Genomic DNA, 16,364 nt, shown 5'->3' on the forward strand with positions numbered 1-16,364 from the left:
AAACGTCATGTGGGATCCCGCTGTCTACCACCGGTTCGGCTCCGAGCGCGCCCGGCCGTTCTTCGACCTTGTGAGCAGGGTCGACGCCGCTGAGCCGCGTACGGTCATCGATCTGGGGTGTGGTCCTGGTGAACTGACCGCGACCCTCGCGCAGCGCTGGCCCGGCGCCCGGGTCGAGGGCATCGACAGCTCGGCGGAGATGATCGAGAAGGCACGGGCCCTCGGCACGGGCGGGTTCCGGGTCGGCGACATCGCGCAGTGGCACCCGGACGGCGAGACCGACGTGGTCGTGACGAACGCCGCCCTGCAGTGGGTGCCCGGCCACCAGGAGCTGCTGAGCACGTGGATTCGGGAGCTGCCGGCGGGGGCGTGGTTCGCGATGCAGGTGCCGGGCAACTTCGGCGCACCGAGCCACCGGGCACTGCGAGAGCTGGCCCGCACCGAGCCGTACGCGCAGGACCTCGACGGACTGCTGCGGGAGGCACCGGTGGACGACCCGCAGGACTACGCGGCGCTGTTCCTGGACGCCGGTGCCACCGTGGACGCCTGGGAGACCACCTACCTGCACCTGCTGCCGGACAACGGCGCGGAGCACCCGGTGCTGCGCTGGATGGACGGCACCGCACTCCGGCCGGTGCGGGCCGCGCTCGACGACACGCGGTGGCGATCCTTCCGGGCCGGACTCGGTGCACGGCTCGCGGCGGACTACCCTGCCCGGAGCGGAAATGTCGCGTTCCCGTTCCGCCGGATCTTCCTGGTGGCGCATCTGCAGGGGGAGAGTTCATGGATCTGACCTCGTTCATCGCCGGCCTGCCGAAGGCGGAGCTGCACGTGCATCACGTGGGCTCGGCGTCGCCGCGGATCGTTGCCGAGCTCGCGTCGCGGCACGAGGGGTCGCCGGTGCCGAGCGACCCGGCGGCGCTGGCCGACTACTTCGCGTTCAAGGACTTCAAGCACTTCATCGACATCTACCTCACCGTCGTGGACCTCATCCGCGACGACGAGGACGTGCGGATGCTGACCTACGAGGTCGCCCGCGAGCTGGCCCGCCAGCAGGTCCGCTATGCCGAGCTGACGATCACGCCGTTCTCGCACGTCAAGCGGGGCATCCCGGCGCCGGCGTTCTGCGCGGCGATCGAGGACGCCCGGGCCGGTGCCGCCGCGGACTTCGGCATCGAGCTGCGCTGGTGCTTCGACATCCCGGGCGAGGCGGGGCTGCCCGCCGCCGAGGAGACCCTGCGGATCGCGCTGGAGGAACGCCCGGACGGGCTGGTCAGCTTCGGGCTGGGCGGTCCCGAGATCGGCGTGCCGCGCCCGCAGTTCAAGCCGTACTTCGACAAGGCGCGCGCCGCCGGGCTGCACAGCGTCCCGCACGCGGGGGAGACCACCGGCCCGGCGACGATCTGGGACGCGCTGCGCGACCTGGGCGCCGAGCGGATCGGCCACGGGATCGCCGCGGTCGGTGACCCGCAGCTGATGGCGTATCTCGCCGAGCACCAGATCCCGCTGGAGATCAGCCCGACCTCGAACGTGCGGACCCGGGCGGTGGCGAACATCGCCGAGCATCCGCTGCCGCAGATCGTGGCCGCGGGCGTGCCCTTCTCGATCAACTCCGACGACCCGCCGATGTTCGGCACCACGCTCGAGGAGGAGTACGCCGTCGCCGCGCACCTGCTCGAGCTGGACGCGGCCGGGGTCGCCGGGCTGGCCAAGGCCGCCGTCACCCAGTCGTTCCTGCCGACCACGACCCAGCAGAAGCTGCTGAGCGAGATCGACGACTACACGGAAAAATGGCCCGCGTGAGTCAGTGACCCGCGTAGAGCGGGTCCTGCCAGACGGCGAGGACGGCGAGGATGCCGATCGTCAGGATCGCCACCACGCGGATCACCCGGCGCCGGTTGAACCGGCCCTTGGGCTCGTCCTCGTCGACCAGCGGTGCGGTACGGATGTCCGTGTCCAGCATTGTCATCTCCCTGGATATCGTTGCCCGGCCTAACCGGGCAGCGCCGTCCAACTCTGGTGCCGGGTCTGTCCCGGGCTCTGCAGTGCGAGCAGGCGGGCCTCGCCGAAGCGCTGGCTGCCCACCCCGACGGCCAGGCCGCCGACGCTCGTGCGCAGGCTGAAGCCGTAGTCGGTGGCGAAGAGCCGCCACCGGCCACCCGCGCTGCAGTCGCCCTGGACCAGCGGGGCACCGGCCACCGGGGTGCCGCCCACCGGGCCGACGCACTTGCCGGTGGCTTTCGACTGCAGCGAGAACGTGTCGGCCCCCGCGGGGACCAGCTTCCACTGTTGCTGGGCGTTGCCGTCGGTGCCGCCCAGCGTGACGGGTGTTCCGTTCGCCACCCGCGCGGCGTAGAGGTCCGCCGCGTCGTCGCCGGTCAGCGAGTTGGTGAGCACGAACCACGTGTTCGCCGCCGGGCGGGCCGCGGGTGCCGACTGGGCCTGGCCCTTGGCGGCGTACCCGAGCTCGGTGTTGCTGATCGTCACGGCGTATTTGCTGTCCGGTTTGAGGCCGATGAGCCGGGCGCGGGTGGCCACTGTGGTCGCCACGGTCACGCCGTCGACCTGCACCTGGTACTTCGCGGTCGGGGACGCCGCGCTCCAGGTCAGCCGTACGGACGTACTCGTGGGATCGCGGATCTCCAGAACGGCCTCGACCCCGGCGGCCGCGGCCTCGGTGGTCGGCAGCGCCGAAGAAAGCGAGGGCGCTGGTTCGTCGCCACCGCCGTCCGCGAAGCCGCTGGACTGCTGCCCGGCGTTCGAGGGCGCCGTGGACGGCTCGTCGGAGGGGGCCGGCACCGCGTTGGGCGCGTCGGGCAGGTCGTCACCGCCATCGCTGCGCAGCAGGAACTCGTTCAGCGCGACGTTCCAGTTGTCGGCGAGGTAGCTGCCCTGCTTCGGGTTGGTGCTGAAGTAGTCGTCGTGCCCGCAGTCGAGACGCGTCTCGTGCTGCTTGGGGCAGACGTCGCGCATAGCCTTGCCCGACCGGTCGGGGCGGCACAGCAGGTCGTAGTTGTCGGTGCAGCTCCCGCCGCCGGTGGAGTTCGGCGAGTCCTGCAGCACCGCACCCAGCATGTGGGTGGTCTCGACGGCGGCCACCGAGGAGCTCCAGCACCCGGAGTCGACCCGGCCGTACGACGGGCCGCCGTTGTTGCGGTTGCCCAGCCCGGGCCGCTTGTCGGCGATGTACGTCCCGATGCCGCAGTACACGTGGCTGTCGGCGAACATGAGGTACTTGCGGTCGGTGCGGTTGTAGCCGAGCGTCTGCAGGGCCGCGATGGTGCGGTCGAAGGACGCGAGCGCACCCGTCGGCAGCTGCACCTCGTGCACGTCCACCCGGCACTGCGGGGTCGTCACGTAGCGGATGTGCCGGGAGCCGCCGGTCTCGGCCGCGCTCTGGTCGTAGATGGCGTCCACACCCGCCGACCAGTTGCGGATCGACCCGGCGTACTCGCTGTAACGGCTCGGGGTGCCGAACTCGTGCAGGTAGAGCACCTGGACGCGTTTGCCCGAGCGGCCGTCGGCCTCGCAGGCCACGTCGTGCGTACCCATGATGAAGTCGGCCTCGCCGGGGGCCGCGTCCGGGATCAGCGCGGGCGAGCCCACCGACAGCGAGGCGCCGCCCTCGTCGCGCACGATCTCGGCGTCCGACGGGACCGCCCCGGTCTCGCGCCGGGGCTCGTCCGGCGTCGGCGCCGCGGCTGTCACGGGGGCGACGTCCTTGCTCACCGACATCCCGGTGGGCGCGACGTCGGGGCCGTAACTGCAGGTCTCCTCGTCCAGCGAGAACGTGCCGGCGCACAGCGAATCCGACGCGGCCGCTTTCAGGCCGGCGTAGACCATGCCCTGGGTGCGGTTGTCGTCGGGCAGGGCGCCGTACGACACCTGCTGGTCGCCCTGGTCCTTGCCGGAGCCGAAGCTGCCAGTGACGATCCCGGGACCGACGACCCCGCCGACGCCGAGCAGGACGACACCCACCGCGAGCGGGAGCAGCCTGCGGGTGCGGGAGGCCGCACGCCGGCGACCTCGGTCAGGGGCCTGCCGGCGCCCGGGCTGAGGTGCTTCCCCACGAAGCGCTAGCCGGCGGTGGGCGGACAAACCATCTCCTCGTGCTGCGGGTACGCGGTGGGAGGGGGCTATGGGGTGACCACCTCCCACCGCGCGGTGGCTTCACCGACCCTGGGTGTGGGGCTGGTGCGGGCTTCGGGCCGGGAAGCCGGATGGGATCGGGTTAGAGGTTGCCAGGCCCGCTACGTCAGGGGAATGCCTTTAATACAGATCTAAGCAATCGTTGTACCGTCCGGGGTAATTCCAGTCTCAACCAGAGTTTTTGCGCCGCGAGGGGTCACGCTCGCGCGCCAGTCTTCCGCGGCCGACCAGCCCGAAACGATTGGCCTGTTTCGGCGGCGCGTCGGCGTCGGCGAGCAGCATCACCACGCTGGCGCCGCCCAGCGCGGCCCGGGCCAGGCTCACCGAGCCGCCCGCGTCCTGCGCCGCACGGCGGGCGATGTCGAGGCCGAGACCCGTCGAGCCCTGGTCGCTCTGGCCGCGCTGCATCGCCTTCTCCGGGTCGTCGATGCCCGGCCCGGCGTCGTCGATGCGCAGCGCCACCCACCCGTCACGGCGCGAGAGGCTGACCTCGAACGCGGTGCCCTGCGGGGTGTAGCGGAAGACGTTGCCCAGCACGGCGTCCAGGGCGGCGGCCAGCTCGGGGCGGGCCACCGGCACCGGGATGCGCAGCTGCGCGCCGACCACCTGGTACTTCCTGTTCTGGTCGCCGGCCAGCGCCGACCAGAAGACCATCCGGTCGCGCACCACCTCGGCGGCGTCGCAGAGTCCCTCCTCGGGGGCCTCCGCAACCTGGGCCGCCACCGCAGCCCGGGTCGTGTTGATCAGCTGGTCGACCTCGCCCTCCAGGGTGACGATGGCCTGCCTGATCCGCCGGATGCCGCGCCTGCGGTCCAGCTCGGCCGCGGAGAACTCGCCGATGTGGGTGTCGTCGGGGTCGAGCGCCTCGGCGTCCAGGCGCAGCACGGTCAGGGGCGTCCGCAGCCGGTGCGACAGGTCGGCGACCAGTTCGCGTTCGCTGGTACGGGAGGTGACGAGCCGGTCGGCCATCCGGTTGAACGCGTACCCGGCCTCGGCCAGCTCGCGCGGCCCGGACGGCTGGATGCGCACGCCCAGGTCGCCGCCGCCGACGGCCATCGCGCCCTGGACGAGGTGCCGCACGGAGTCCACCGCGCCGCGGGCCAGCCGGTCGACCACGATCACCGAGCCGATGACGAGCCCGGCCATGATGCCGAGCAGGATCCACCAGTCACGGGCGGTGCCGTCGCCGAGCTCGGAGTCGGCCACGAACACCTCGACGACCGAGGTCTTGTTGCTGACAGTGACGGGCTGGAGGCGTACGGTGCCGCCGTCGACGTCGATCTCCACGGGCTGACCGCCGCCGGCCGCGTCGGTGAGCGCCTCGGCGGAGACCCGGCTGTTCTTGGTATCGCCGGGGGCATGCAGGACCAGGGTCCCCCCGGCTGCCCGGGTCGCGGCCTCGATGCCCTTCTTGCCCGAACCGGCGGTCACCGCACCGGCGACGGTGGCACTGCGCTGAGCGGCGGCGGACATGGCTTTGTCGCGGTGGTCGGCCCGCAGCTCCCAGCCCAGCGGGATGAGGAACGCGAGCGAAGCGACAGCGGTGGTGGCAGCGGTGACGTAGGCGAGCCGCGCCCTCAGTCCGGCGCCACCAACCGGAATCCGACCCCCCGCACGGTGCGCAGGTAACGAGGCTTCGCCGCGGATTCGCCCAGTTTCCGACGGAGCCAGTACAGATGCACGTCGATCGTCTGGTCCTCGCCGACCGATGGCTGTCGCCATACCTCCTCCAACAGCTCACGACGGGAAACCACCCGGCCCGGACGGGCGGCCAGATAGGCAAGCAGATCGAATTCCTTGCGGGTCAGCGCCAGTGCCTCGCCGGCGAGGGTGGCGCTGCGCTCACCGATGTCGACGCGCAGCTCTCCGACCTCGTGGACGGCGGGCTGGGCGGTGCGGCTGGCCCGGCCGACGCGGCGCAGCACCGTGGTGATCCGCGCGTCGAGATGGGCGCCGGTGAACGGCTTGACCATGTAGTCGTCGGCGCCGGCCCGCAGCAGCCGCACCACGGTCTGCTCGTCGTCGCGGGCGGTCGCGATGATGATCGGCACATCGGTGATGCCGCGCAGCATCCGCAGCGCGTCGGAGCCGTCCAGATCGGGCAGGCCCAGATCGAGCACGACCAGATCCGGGGTCTCGGCGGCGACGCGGCGCAGGGCGTCGAGTGCCGTTCCGACGGCGTGCACGGCGTGCCCCCGGTCGGCCAGCGACCGGAGCATCGCACCGCGCACGACGTGGTCGTCCTCGACGAGCAACACCGTGGCCATGCGAAGAAGGTACTGCCCTTGGCAAGATAGACCGAATCCGTCATCCAGCGGCATCGCTCGGCTACTGAGCGTCATGGAAAACGTAGTAGGATTCGCGTACCGATGACTTTCACTCTCTTTCCTGACACGAGGGCGGCACTGGCCGCCGACGCACTGACCGGACTCTCCGTGGGCGACGCACTCGGCGCCCAGTTCTTCGTCCCGGGGCATTCCCTGGACGTCCCGCCCGACCCGCCGTGGCCGTGGACCGACGACACCGAAGAGGCGTGCTGCCTCGTCGCCGCGCTCACCGCCGGCGACGACCTCGAGTTCGGCCGCGACCACTTCGCCGAGCTGCTCGGGCAGCACTTCGAGCCCTACCGCGGTTACGGCCCCGGCGCCGTGGTGATGCTGCGGCAGATCCGGGAGGGCACACCCTGGCCGATCGCCGCCGCGGCAGCCTTCGACGGACAGGGCTCGGCGGGCAACGGCGCGGCCATGCGGGCGGCACCGCTGGGCGCCTGGCACGCCGACTCCCTCGCGCACGCCGCGGCCCAGGGTGCTCGCGCCGCCGAGGTCACCCACGCGCACCTCGAGGGCATCGCGGGCGCGGTGGCGGTCACCGTCGCCGCGGCGGTCGCGGCCGCTGCCCGCCTGGAAGGGCAGCCGGTGGACCTGCTGGGTGCGGTTCTCGCGCACACACCCCAGAGCCGGGTACGCGACGGGCTGCGCGCCGCCACCACGATCAGCTCAGCCACCGCGGCGGCGTACGAGCTGGGCAACGGCACCCGCGCGATGGCCCAGGACTCCGTGCCGTTCGCGATCTGGGTCGCCGCCCGGCACCTGGACGACTATCCGGCAGCGGTCCAGGCCTGCATAGCCGCGGGCGGGGACATGGACACGACCGCGGCGATGGCCGGCGGGATCGTCGCAGCGCACACGGGCATCGCCGGGATTCCCGCGGAATGGATCCAGGCCCGCGAGCCGCTGCCTAAATGGGTGGCTGCGTCGCCCGAAGCGTGAACAATTGAGGGCAGTAGCATCGTGACCGACCACAACACAAGAGCTGAAGGAGATCCACCGTGTCTGCACCCCGTTCCCATGCTGCGGCCGACGTCCTAGTCGTCCCGGCCGGGACCACGGCGGCCGACGCGGTGGCTGCCGCCGGTCTGCCCCAGTCCGGACCCAAGGCGATCGTCGTGGTCAAGGACTCCTCGGGCCGGCTGCGTGACCTCACCTGGGTGCCCGCCCAGGACAGCGAGATCACCCCGGTGTCGATGGACTCGCCCGACGGGCTGAGCGTGCTGCGCCACTCGGCGGCGCACGTGCTGGCCCAGGCCGTGCAGGACATCTTCCCGGAGGCCAAGCTCGGCATCGGCCCGCCGATCGAGAACGGCTTCTACTACGACTTCGACGTCACCAAGCCGTTCCAGCCGGACGATCTCGGCAAGCTCGAGAAGCGGATGCAGGAGATCGTCAAGGCGGGGCAGACCTTCCGCCGGCGCGAATACTCCTCGCTGGACGAAGCCAAGGCGGAGCTGGCGCACGAGCCGTACAAGCTCGAGCTCGTCGACATCAAGGGCGACGTCGATGACAGTGAGGTCATGGAGGTCGGCGGCGGGGAGCTGACCCATTACGACAACCTCGACAAGGACGGCAACCGCGTCTGGGGAGACCTGTGCCGTGGCCCGCACCTGCCCAGCACCCGGTTCATCCCGGCGTTCAAGCTGATGCGCTCCGCCGCTGCCTACTGGCGCGGTAGCGAGAAGAACCCGCAGCTCCAGCGGATCTACGGGACCGCTTGGCAGAGCCGGGACGAGCTGAAGGCGTACCTCAACCGCCTTGCCGAGGCCGAGCGCCGCGACCACCGCAAGCTGGGCGCCGAGCTGGACCTCTTCTCCTTCCCCGAGGAGATCGGCAGCGGCCTGGCCGTCTTCCACCCCAAGGGCGGTGTGATCAAGCGCGAGATGGAGGACTACGTCCGCGCGCGCCACATCGAGGAGGGCTTCCAGTACGTAGGCACCCCGCACATCACCAAGGAGGGTGTGTTCCACACCTCCGGGCACCTGCCGTACTACGCCGACACCATGTTCCCCCCGATGCACATGGAGGGGGCGGACTACTACCTCAAGGCGATGAACTGCCCGATGCACAACCTGATCTTCAGGTCGCGCGGGCGGTCCTACCGTGAGCTGCCGATGCGGCTGTTCGAGTTCGGCTCGGTCTACCGCTACGAGAAGTCCGGCGTGGTACACGGCCTGACCCGGGTCCGCGGCCTCACCCAGGACGACTCGCACTCGTACGTCACCGCCGAGGACGCCCCGGGCGAGATCAAGCACCTGCTGAACTTCGTGTTGTCGCTGCTGCGCGACTTCGGCCTGGACGACTACTACCTCGAGCTGTCCACCCGCGACCCGAAGAGCGACAAGTTCATCGGCTCGGACGAGCAGTGGGAGGTCGCGACCAAGGTGCTCGAGGACGTCGCCACCGAGTCCGGTCTGGAGCTCGTGGCCGACCCGGGCGGCGCGGCGTTCTACGGCCCGAAGATCAGTGTGCAGGTCAAGGACGCGATCGGCCGCACCTGGCAGATGTCGACCATCCAGTACGACTTCAACCAGCCGGCCCGCTTCGGTCTGGAATACCAGGCCGCCGACGGCACCCGGCAGGAGCCGGTGATGATCCACTCGGCGAAGTTCGGCTCGATCGAGCGGTTCTTCGGCGTGCTGGTCGAGCACTACGCGGGCGCGTTCCCGGCCTGGCTCGCCCCGATCCAGGTCGTGGGCATCCCGATCCGCGACGACCACGCCGACTACCTGCAGGAATTCGTCACCCTCCTGCGCAAGGAAGGCCTCCGCGCCGAGGTCGACTTCTCCACCGACCGCATGCAGAAGAAGATCCGCACCGCCCAGCAGCAGAAGATCCCGTTCATGGCAATCGCCGGCGACGACGACGTCAACGGCGGCACGGTCTCCTTCCGCTACCGCGACGGCTCCCAGCGCAACAACATGCCGCTGGCCGAGGCCGTGGCCCACGTCGCCGAGATCGTCCGCTCCCGCACCAACATCGGACCGTCCGCGGCCTGATCTTTTCAAGACATTCGGGGGGTACGGGCACCGCGCCCGTACCCCCCGGATCGTCTATTTGAGGATCGGGAACCAGCCGTCCTCATTCGTGTCGCAGGTGCCGATGGTGGCGTCGGCGGCGATGCGCAACAGCTCAGACTTGCTGAGGTGGTGGTAGTCGGTCGCCCCGAGCCCGATGGCGCACGACGTGGTCTCGACGAACAACCGGCTCTCGGTTTCTGAGTGGGTTTCCCCTGGCACGGTGTTGCCCTCGGAATACCAAGCGGGGAAGCCGTTCACCGTGTCGGACGGCTCGCTGAGCCCGGAATGATCACGCCAGTTTTCGCCGCTCTTGGCCGTGATGTGCACGGTGATGGGGCTGCCGTGGCCGGGATCGGGGCCGGACTGCGCAGGCTCGGGATGCTGGGAGGCCTCCCATTCCGGTTTCCGGTCGAGCACGGAGATCGTGAGCTGCTGCAGCCCGTGGTCCGCCGGTGTGGAGGACTCGACGGATGTCACCGTGAGCCCCTCGGGCAGCCAGCCGAGTTGCAGCGGTCCCCGGACCGGCGCGAGGGGCCCGGTGCGGATCGCCGCGGCGAGCCGGAACAGGCGGTCGTAGTTGAAGTCGTTCGCCCTGACGGTGGTCCAGCGGCCGTCCCGGTCCTTCCACGCCACGAAGTTGTAGATGAGCTCGATGCCCATGTGGGGCGCGAGCGACGGCATGGGGATGATCGGGGTCGGTGTACTCCCCGGCCCAAGCTCGTTGACGTCGAGCCTGGGCAGCCACAGCGCATCGTGACCGGCCACCTTGATGGTTCGCCCGGCGGGCAGCTTAAACGCGTCGAACCAGCCCGGATCGAAGACCTGCACGAGATAGTCGCCGGGGTATTCCTCCGTAGGGTGCTCCTGCACGACGGTGAGCTCTTGGCGCCCGATGACCGCTGACCAGTGCTCCACCGTGAAGCCGGAGCCCGCAGCGATGCTGACGTTCATGTCCGACGGTGCGCGGGGTGTCACCGAGGCAGGCGGCGGCGACGAGTCGAGGTGCCGGGCGACCGGCAGTCCGATCGCGACGACCGCCACCGTCACCGCGGCGGCGACCGTTGCGGTGATCTTGCGGCGGCGGCGTACCCGGATGGCACCCGCCTGGGCGGCCTCGATCATGCCGTGGCCGTCCGGGGCGGATCCGGCGTGCCGCTCCAGCATGGCGCGCAGGTCGTTCGTGCTGGTCACGGCAGTACCTCCTCGGGCGCACCCGCTGGGAACTCGATGCCGAGCTCCGTCAGGGCGCGGCTCACGTAGCCGCGGACGGTGCTCGTGCGGCAGCCCAGGACCTCGCCGATCTCCTGGTCGGAGAGGCCCTCGTAGAAGCGCAGCACCAGGGCGGCGCGCTGGCGTTTCGGCAGGTCACCCAGGAGCTTCCACAAGCCGTCGCCGGCCGCCGGCTTTTTGTGGCGGCGCCAGGACAGGTATTCGCCGGTCACCATGCGGCGTACGTACGCGTACGGCTCGCCGCTGCGCTGGATCCGCTCCCACTTGACCAGGGCGCGGGTCAGTACCTCCCGCACGATGTCCCGGGCCTGGTCGTGATCGCCGGTGAGCAGCATCGCGTAGCGCAACAGCGCCGGCAGCCGCGCGGCGGCGAACTCCTCGAATCGCATCTGCCTCATCCGGCCGGTGACCAGGTCGCCCGGTTGGTGCAGTCCGCAACCGTCAGGTTCTCCGCGATCCTGCGCAGGGTCGCCTCATCGACCATCTGGTCCGGTGTGCCGCCCCAGCGCCGTGTCCCGACCGTGACCAGGCAGGTCGGCGTCTCGACCAGGAGCTCGGGTGTGCCGTCGCGGACGTAGGCGGGATGACCACCGACCGGCTTCACGGACCGGTAGAGATCGGTCTTCTGCTGCGACCAGATCCGATCCGGCAGCGGCTCCGTCTCGATCCGGACCGGGTCCTCACCCGGGTTGTCAGTCGGTCTGGTGGCCCAGGACCAGGTCACCCCGATCGTCCCGGACTGTTCCGTCGTGGTGCTGGCGGCCACCATCTGTGGGGGCAACCAGCCGACCCGGTAGGGCACGAGCACGTCGCGGGGTGTGGTGAACCTCAGCTGCTCGGCGACGGCGATCTTGTCGGCCCGGTTACCGGCGTTGACGCTGACCCATTCACCCCCGGGCAGTTGCCAGCCGAGGACGGCCCCCGTGTACCAGGCGTCATGCCCGTTGATGGTCAGCTTCTCGCTGGCCGTCAGCGTCTTGGTGTCGTACCCCGGGCGTGCCGCGACGGTGACCGACACGACGCCCCACTGCAGCCGCTGCGAATCGCGTTCGCTGGACTGGTAGACGGGGGTGAATCCGTCGGCCATCGTGATTGTCGTCTGGGTGGCTGCCCGGGGCGGGACGACCACGGGGTCGTGGTGGCGCAGGCCGGCGGCGACTGCGATGCCGCCTCCGGTGACCGCTACGACGGCGAGGGCGGCGATCCAGGACTGCCAGCGGCGGCGGACGCGGCGGCGGGCGGCGGCTTCGCGGGCCTGCTCGATGAGCCCGTGGCCGTCGGGGGCCTGGTCGGCGTACGCGTCGAACATGTGGTGCAGGTCGTCCAGCGTGGTCATGGCAGCACCTCCGTGTTCTGGGTGACCTCGACGCGGAGCGTGGCCAGGGCCCGGCTGGCGTACGCGCGGACCGTGCTCGTGCGGCAGCCGAGCGACTCGGCGATCTCCTCGTCGGAGAGGCCCTCGTAGAAGCGCAGCACCAGCACGGCGCGCTGCTGTTTCGGCAGGTCGCCGAGCAGCTTCCACAGGTCCTCGTCCCGGCGGTGCGGGGCGGCGGCGGGGTGGTCCAGGTCGTCGTCGCGCAGCGGGACGGTGACCACGCGCTTGCGGCGGCGCCAGGACAGATATTCGTTGGTCACCATGCGGCGTACGTAGGCGTACGGCTCGTCGGCCCGCGCGATCCGGTCCCATTTGACCAGGGCGCGGGTGAGCACCTCCTGCACGATGTCCCGGGCATGTTCGCGATCGCCGCTGAGCAGCATCGCGTAACGCAGCAGTGCGGGTAACCGCGCCGCGGCGAACTCCTCGAAGTGCATCCACCCTCCCCGTCGAAACTTTCTACACAGTGCAGACGTCGCGCGGGGGGAATCCGCTGTGCGTAGGGTTGGGGATGTGAGTGAGGACGGGCTCGACCGGCTGTGGACCCCGCACCGGATGGCGTACATCTCGGGTGAGGATCGTTCCGACGCCTATGAGCAGCCTGAGGGTTGCCCGTTCTGTGTCGGGCCGGGCCTGCCGGGGCAGGACAGTCTGGTGGTGGCCCGCGGCGAGCTCGTGTTCGCGGTGCTGAACCTCTATCCGTACAACCCGGGTCATCTTCTGGTCTGTCCCTATCGGCACGTCGCCGACTACACCGACCTGACGCCGGCCGAGACCGTGGAGGTCGCGGAGTTCACCCAGCGTGCGATGCGGGTGATCCGCGGGGTGAGCAGCCCGCACGGGTTCAATCTCGGGATGAACCAGGGCTCGGTGGCGGGTGCCGGGATCGCCGCGCACCTGCATCAGCACGTGGTGCCGCGATGGGGTGGCGACGGCAACTTCATGCCGGTGATCGCCCAGACCAAGGTGCTGCCGCAGCTCCTCGGCGATACCAAGGAGCTGCTGGCGAAGGCGTGGGCTACTTCACCGCCTGAGCCTCGCTGACGGCTTCCTGCCAGGCGATCCCCGGGGCCAGCTGGCCGATCTCGACCTTGCTGAGCTTGTTCTCCACGATGGTGCGTACGGCGGCGTTGTGCAGGCCGAGGTACTGCGCCGGCTTGCGGGAGACCGCGGCGGTGAAGATCTTGCCGACGGGGGCGTCGGAGAAGAACGGGTTGCGGAAGCCGGTCACCGCCGGGTCGTCATAGAGCGCGGGTACGGACGGCAGGTTCCCGGTCTCCTTGAAGATCCGCAGCTGCTGGGCGGGCGCGGTGAGCCAGGCCGCCAGCGCGTACGCCTCCTTGGGGTGGGAGCTCTGCTTCGGCACGGTCAGCCACGAGCCGCCCCAGTTGCCGGAGCCGCCCGGGACGGCGGTGACGTCCCACTGCCCGCGGGTGGCCGGGGCGTTCTGCTGGATCAGGCCGAGCACCCACGCCGGGCAGGTCAGCGTCGCGAACCGGCCGCCCTGCAGCGCCGCCATCCACTGGGCGTTGAACGCCACGTACTTCGCCGACTCGCCGGACTCGATCATGTCGATGGTCAGGTCCCAGGCGGTGCGGACGCCGGGCTTGTGATCCATGACGAGCTTCTCGTCGCGGTCGTAGTACGCGGCAGGCTGCTGGGCGAGGATCTGGTTGTAGATGTTGCTGGCCGCGTCGGTCCACTTCACCGGCAGGTCGGCGGCCTAAAAGCGCTGGCCGGCGGCGATGTACTTCTCCCACGTCGGCCACAGCTTCGCCACCGATTCGCGGTCGGTGGGCAGCCCGGCGGCCTTGAACAGGTCGGGGCGGTAACACATGGCCAGCCCGCCGACGTCGGTGCCGAGCCCCATCTGGCCGGTCCCGTCGGCGCTCAGCGTGGCCTCCCACTTCCAGGGCAGCCAGTTGCTCTTCAGGTCGCCGGCTCCCAGGTCGAGCAGGTTGACGAAGTCGGCCGAGCGGTTGCGGAACTCGACGACGTAGCCCTCCTCGACGGCGACCACGTCACCGGTGCCCTTGCCCGCGTCGAGGCGCTGGGTGAGCAGCTCGTGGTGCTTGGTGAACGCGGTGGTCCGTTCGACGACGCGCAGCTCGGGGTGGGCTGCCTCGTACTCGCGCAGCAGTTGCTTGTAGCCGAAGCTGCCGAAGTCGTCGACCGTCAGCGTGATCCGTTTGTCGTCGGCCGCTCCCGTCGTGCCGCACCCGGCCAGGGCGGTGAGCAGGGTGAGACCGGCGACGAGTCTGCGTACTCGGTTCATGACGCTGCCACCTCGGAGGCGCTGGAGCGGGCCAGTTGCCAGGCGGACAACCAGCTGGGGACCTTGCCGGCGGGCATCGGGCGGCACAGGGCGTACCCCTGCAGGCCGTCGACGCCGAGTGCGATGAGCCGGTCGGCGCTCGCCCGGCTCTCGACCCCGACCACGACGCTGGTCAGGCCGAGGTCGGCGGCGATACGGACGAGACCGGCGACGATCCGCTCGGCGGCCAGGCTCTCCGGGAGCAGCCGGACCAGTTCGCGGTCGATCTTGAGCCGGCTGACCGGCGCGCGGGCGACGGTCAGCCAGTGGGTGGTGCCGGCGCCGACGTTGTCGAGCCCGACGGCGATGCCGGTGTCGGCGAGCCGGGTCAGCGCGGCGGCCACCCGCGGCGGGTCGGCGGCGAGCGTGGCCTCGCGGAACTCGATGCTCAGCGCCGACAGCGGCAGCCCGGCCGTCTCGGCGATGCCGGTGACCAGCTCGGGGAGGGCATCGTCGACGAGGTTCTGGGTGGCGAGGTTCACCACCAGGCGTACGTCGTGACCCAGGGAGCGCCAGCCCGCCGCCTCGGCCGTCGAGGTGCGCAGCATCCACTCGGTGAGCGGGTGGATGAGCGAGGTCTGCTTGACGGCGGGCAGGAAGTCGCTCGCGGTGAGCAGCCCGTACTCGGGGTGGTTCCAGCGCAGCAGGGCCTCGAGGTCGCGGACGTCGCCGGCGGCGGTGAAGATCGGCTGGTAGTGGAGTTCGAGCTGGCCGTCCTCCAGCGCGTTGCGCAGCTGGGGGAGCAGGGTGACGTGCATGCCGCCCGCCTCGGGACCGGTGTCCGTCGCGTCGTGGCGGACCACGCCACCGCCGCGCTGCTTGGCGCGGTACATGGCCTGGTCGGCTCGTTGCAGCAGGGTGCTCAGATCCGTGCCGTCGACGGGGGCGAGGGCCACGCCGATGCTCGCGCCGACCTCGACGGTCAGGCCGTCGAGCACGACCGGGTGGCGTACGGCCTCGGCCACGGCCTGCGCGACGGCCAGTGTGGCGGCGGTGCCGGTGCGGGGCAGCAGCACGGCGAACTCGTCGCCGCCGAGCCGGATGGCGGTTCCGGCGCCCTGGCAGGCCCGGTCGATCGCCGCCGCGACGGCGGCGAGCAGCTGGTCACCGGCGTGGTGCCCGAGCGAGTCGTTGATCCCCTTGAAGCCGTCGAGGTCGAGCAGGAGCAGGCCGGCCGGGCGTTCCTCCGTGGCGTGCGCCAGCGCGGGTCCGGCGGCGCGACGCAGCTTCTCGCGGTTGCCGAGGCCGGTGAGCGGGTCGTGCACGGCGGCGTGGTCCTGGTCGCGTTGCCGGCGCCGGACCAGCAGCACCCCGGCGATCGCGACCAGCAGCACGAACAGCCCGCCGCCGTAGAGCATCTGGGTGGAGCGGGCGATCGAGGTGTCGACCCCGCGGCGGGGGAGCAGGACCACGGCGAGCGCGTCCACGATGCCGTCGCCGTTGGCGTCGTACGGGTAGTTGACCGCGAGCAGCTTCTCACCGGTGTCCGGATCGGTGGCGCTGGCGGCGGTGGGGTGCCCGATCAGGGCCGCGGTACGCCGGGCGGCGGTGAGCGGCCCGGCGAGCTGGTGGTCGAAGTCGGCGTAGACGAGCCGGTCGTCGGTGAGCGACCAGATCATCAGGCCGCGCAGTTCGCCCTTCTGCTGCAGCAGGACGACGTCGGTGTCGAGCTGGGCGCGGTTGGCGGGGTGCAGCCGCACGGTGATGTCGTCGAGCGTGACGCTGCGGTCGATGACCAGCGAGCTGATGATCACGACGCCCTGCACCGCGCTGTCCAGCGTGCGGGTGCGGATCTGCTGCTGGAGGGCGTAGACCCCGGCGCCGAGTGTGGCCAGCACCGTGACGAGCACGGCGAGCAGCACGCGCCAGGAGGTCAGGGCGCGTGGCTGGGTTCCGCGTCGGGGGGCCACGGTGGTGAGATCGACACCACGGCGGCCAAGTTGAGT

General features: G+C 70.7%; 14 protein-coding genes and 1 pseudogene. 5 read left to right on the plus strand and 10 right to left on the minus strand.

The window, feature by feature from the left end:
• Positions 1-7 precede the first annotated feature (7 nt).
• Complete coding sequence (locus Ahu01nite_RS18595; protein WP_203837796.1) at positions 8-793, plus strand: trans-aconitate 2-methyltransferase; 786 nt, start codon at positions 8-10, stop codon at positions 791-793.
• A complete protein-coding gene (locus Ahu01nite_RS18600; protein ID WP_203837797.1) occupies positions 784-1,803 on the plus strand; it encodes an adenosine deaminase in 1,020 nt (339 codons plus the stop codon). Before Ahu01nite_RS18595 ends, Ahu01nite_RS18600 begins: the two co-directional genes overlap by 10 nt.
• Before the next feature lies 1 nt (position 1,804).
• Here Ahu01nite_RS18600 and Ahu01nite_RS18605 read toward each other — a convergent pair whose 3' ends face one another.
• The 4 genes from Ahu01nite_RS18605 to Ahu01nite_RS18620 form a co-directional block, all read right to left on the minus strand.
• Positions 1,805-1,963 carry a hypothetical protein gene (locus tag Ahu01nite_RS18605; protein ID WP_203837798.1) on the minus strand — a complete coding sequence of 53 codons (159 nt, stop codon included), beginning with the start codon at positions 1,961-1,963 and terminating at the stop codon, positions 1,805-1,807.
• Between the two features lie 29 nt (positions 1,964-1,992).
• The gene (locus Ahu01nite_RS18610) at positions 1,993-3,978 is read right to left on the minus strand and encodes an RICIN domain-containing protein (protein ID WP_239158946.1); all 1,986 of its coding nucleotides are present in this window, start codon (positions 3,976-3,978) and stop codon (positions 1,993-1,995) included.
• 339 nt (positions 3,979-4,317) lie between these two features.
• Positions 4,318-5,622 carry a HAMP domain-containing sensor histidine kinase gene (locus tag Ahu01nite_RS18615; protein WP_239158947.1) on the minus strand — a complete coding sequence of 435 codons (1,305 nt, stop codon included), beginning with the start codon at positions 5,620-5,622 and terminating at the stop codon, positions 4,318-4,320.
• Between the two features lie 104 nt (positions 5,623-5,726).
• On the minus strand, positions 5,727-6,416 hold the full coding sequence (locus Ahu01nite_RS18620; protein WP_203837800.1) for a response regulator transcription factor: 690 nt from the start codon (positions 6,414-6,416) through the stop codon (positions 5,727-5,729).
• A gap of 102 nt (positions 6,417-6,518) precedes the next feature.
• Between Ahu01nite_RS18620 and Ahu01nite_RS18625 the strand changes: the two genes are divergently transcribed.
• Both Ahu01nite_RS18625 and thrS read left to right on the plus strand, forming a co-directional pair.
• On the plus strand, positions 6,519-7,418 hold the full coding sequence (locus tag Ahu01nite_RS18625) for an ADP-ribosylglycohydrolase family protein (RefSeq protein ID WP_203837801.1): 900 nt from the start codon (positions 6,519-6,521) through the stop codon (positions 7,416-7,418).
• 59 nt (positions 7,419-7,477) lie between these two features.
• Positions 7,478-9,478 carry a threonine--tRNA ligase gene (thrS, locus tag Ahu01nite_RS18630; RefSeq protein ID WP_203837802.1) on the plus strand — a complete coding sequence of 667 codons (2,001 nt, stop codon included), beginning with the start codon at positions 7,478-7,480 and terminating at the stop codon, positions 9,476-9,478.
• A gap of 54 nt (positions 9,479-9,532) precedes the next feature.
• On the opposite strand, the gene Ahu01nite_RS18635 is transcribed toward thrS, so the two are convergent.
• From Ahu01nite_RS18635 to Ahu01nite_RS18650, 4 genes are read right to left on the minus strand one after another with little or no spacing between them, the layout of a single operon-like run.
• Positions 9,533-10,690 (minus strand): hypothetical protein, encoded by a 1,158-nt coding sequence (locus tag Ahu01nite_RS18635; RefSeq protein WP_203837803.1) that lies wholly within the window; start codon positions 10,688-10,690, stop codon positions 9,533-9,535.
• Entirely contained in the window at positions 10,687-11,118 is a 432-nt protein-coding gene (locus Ahu01nite_RS18640; RefSeq protein WP_203837804.1) for a sigma factor-like helix-turn-helix DNA-binding protein, read from the minus strand. Before Ahu01nite_RS18640 ends, Ahu01nite_RS18635 begins: the two co-directional genes overlap by 4 nt.
• A gap of 5 nt (positions 11,119-11,123) precedes the next feature.
• Positions 11,124-12,065 (minus strand): hypothetical protein, encoded by a 942-nt coding sequence (locus Ahu01nite_RS18645; protein ID WP_203837805.1) that lies wholly within the window; start codon positions 12,063-12,065, stop codon positions 11,124-11,126.
• Positions 12,062-12,541, minus strand: a complete 480-nt coding sequence (locus Ahu01nite_RS18650) for a SigE family RNA polymerase sigma factor (protein WP_203837806.1) — start codon at positions 12,539-12,541, stop codon at positions 12,062-12,064. Before Ahu01nite_RS18650 ends, Ahu01nite_RS18645 begins: the two co-directional genes overlap by 4 nt.
• Before the next feature lie 118 nt (positions 12,542-12,659).
• Here Ahu01nite_RS18650 and Ahu01nite_RS18655 point away from each other — a divergent pair, with 118 nt between their 5' ends.
• Positions 12,660-13,148, plus strand: a complete 489-nt coding sequence (locus Ahu01nite_RS18655; RefSeq protein ID WP_203837854.1) for an HIT family protein — start codon at positions 12,660-12,662, stop codon at positions 13,146-13,148.
• Here the strand turns inward: Ahu01nite_RS18655 and Ahu01nite_RS51830 are convergent.
• Both Ahu01nite_RS51830 and Ahu01nite_RS18665 read right to left on the minus strand, forming a co-directional pair.
• A pseudogene (locus tag Ahu01nite_RS51830) lies at positions 13,123-14,379 on the minus strand (ABC transporter substrate-binding protein). The gene Ahu01nite_RS18655 and the pseudogene Ahu01nite_RS51830 overlap by 26 nt on opposite strands.
• Positions 14,376-16,328 carry a putative bifunctional diguanylate cyclase/phosphodiesterase gene (locus Ahu01nite_RS18665; protein ID WP_203837807.1) on the minus strand — a complete coding sequence of 651 codons (1,953 nt, stop codon included), beginning with the start codon at positions 16,326-16,328 and terminating at the stop codon, positions 14,376-14,378. Before Ahu01nite_RS18665 ends, Ahu01nite_RS51830 begins: the two are co-directional and overlap by 4 nt.
• Positions 16,329-16,364 lie beyond the last annotated feature (36 nt).

This window comes from Winogradskya humida (assembly GCF_016862215.1).
Taxonomy (GTDB): Bacteria; Actinomycetota; Actinomycetes; order Mycobacteriales; family Micromonosporaceae; genus Actinoplanes; species Actinoplanes humidus.

Excerpts from the sequence above, each read along its gene's own strand:
- Ahu01nite_RS18595 (WP_203837796.1), top strand. The coding sequence starts at position 8 with ATGTGGGATCCCGCTGTCTACCACCGGTTCGGCTCCGAGCGCGCCCGG.
- Ahu01nite_RS18600 (WP_203837797.1), top strand. The coding sequence starts at position 784 with ATGGATCTGACCTCGTTCATCGCCGGCCTGCCGAAGGCGGAGCTGCAC.
- Ahu01nite_RS18605 (WP_203837798.1), bottom strand. The coding sequence starts at position 1,963 with ATGCTGGACACGGACATCCGTACCGCACCGCTGGTCGACGAGGACGAG.
- Ahu01nite_RS18615 (WP_239158947.1), bottom strand. The coding sequence starts at position 5,622 with ATGTCCGCCGCCGCTCAGCGCAGTGCCACCGTCGCCGGTGCGGTGACC.
- Ahu01nite_RS18620 (WP_203837800.1), bottom strand. The coding sequence starts at position 6,416 with ATGGCCACGGTGTTGCTCGTCGAGGACGACCACGTCGTGCGCGGTGCG.
- Ahu01nite_RS18625 (WP_203837801.1), top strand. The coding sequence starts at position 6,519 with ATGACTTTCACTCTCTTTCCTGACACGAGGGCGGCACTGGCCGCCGAC.
- Ahu01nite_RS18640 (WP_203837804.1), bottom strand. The coding sequence starts at position 11,118 with ATGCGATTCGAGGAGTTCGCCGCCGCGCGGCTGCCGGCGCTGTTGCGC.
- Ahu01nite_RS18645 (WP_203837805.1), bottom strand. The coding sequence starts at position 12,065 with ATGACCACGCTGGACGACCTGCACCACATGTTCGACGCGTACGCCGAC.
- Ahu01nite_RS18650 (WP_203837806.1), bottom strand. The coding sequence starts at position 12,541 with ATGCACTTCGAGGAGTTCGCCGCGGCGCGGTTACCCGCACTGCTGCGT.
- Ahu01nite_RS18655 (WP_203837854.1), top strand. The coding sequence starts at position 12,660 with ATGGCGTACATCTCGGGTGAGGATCGTTCCGACGCCTATGAGCAGCCT.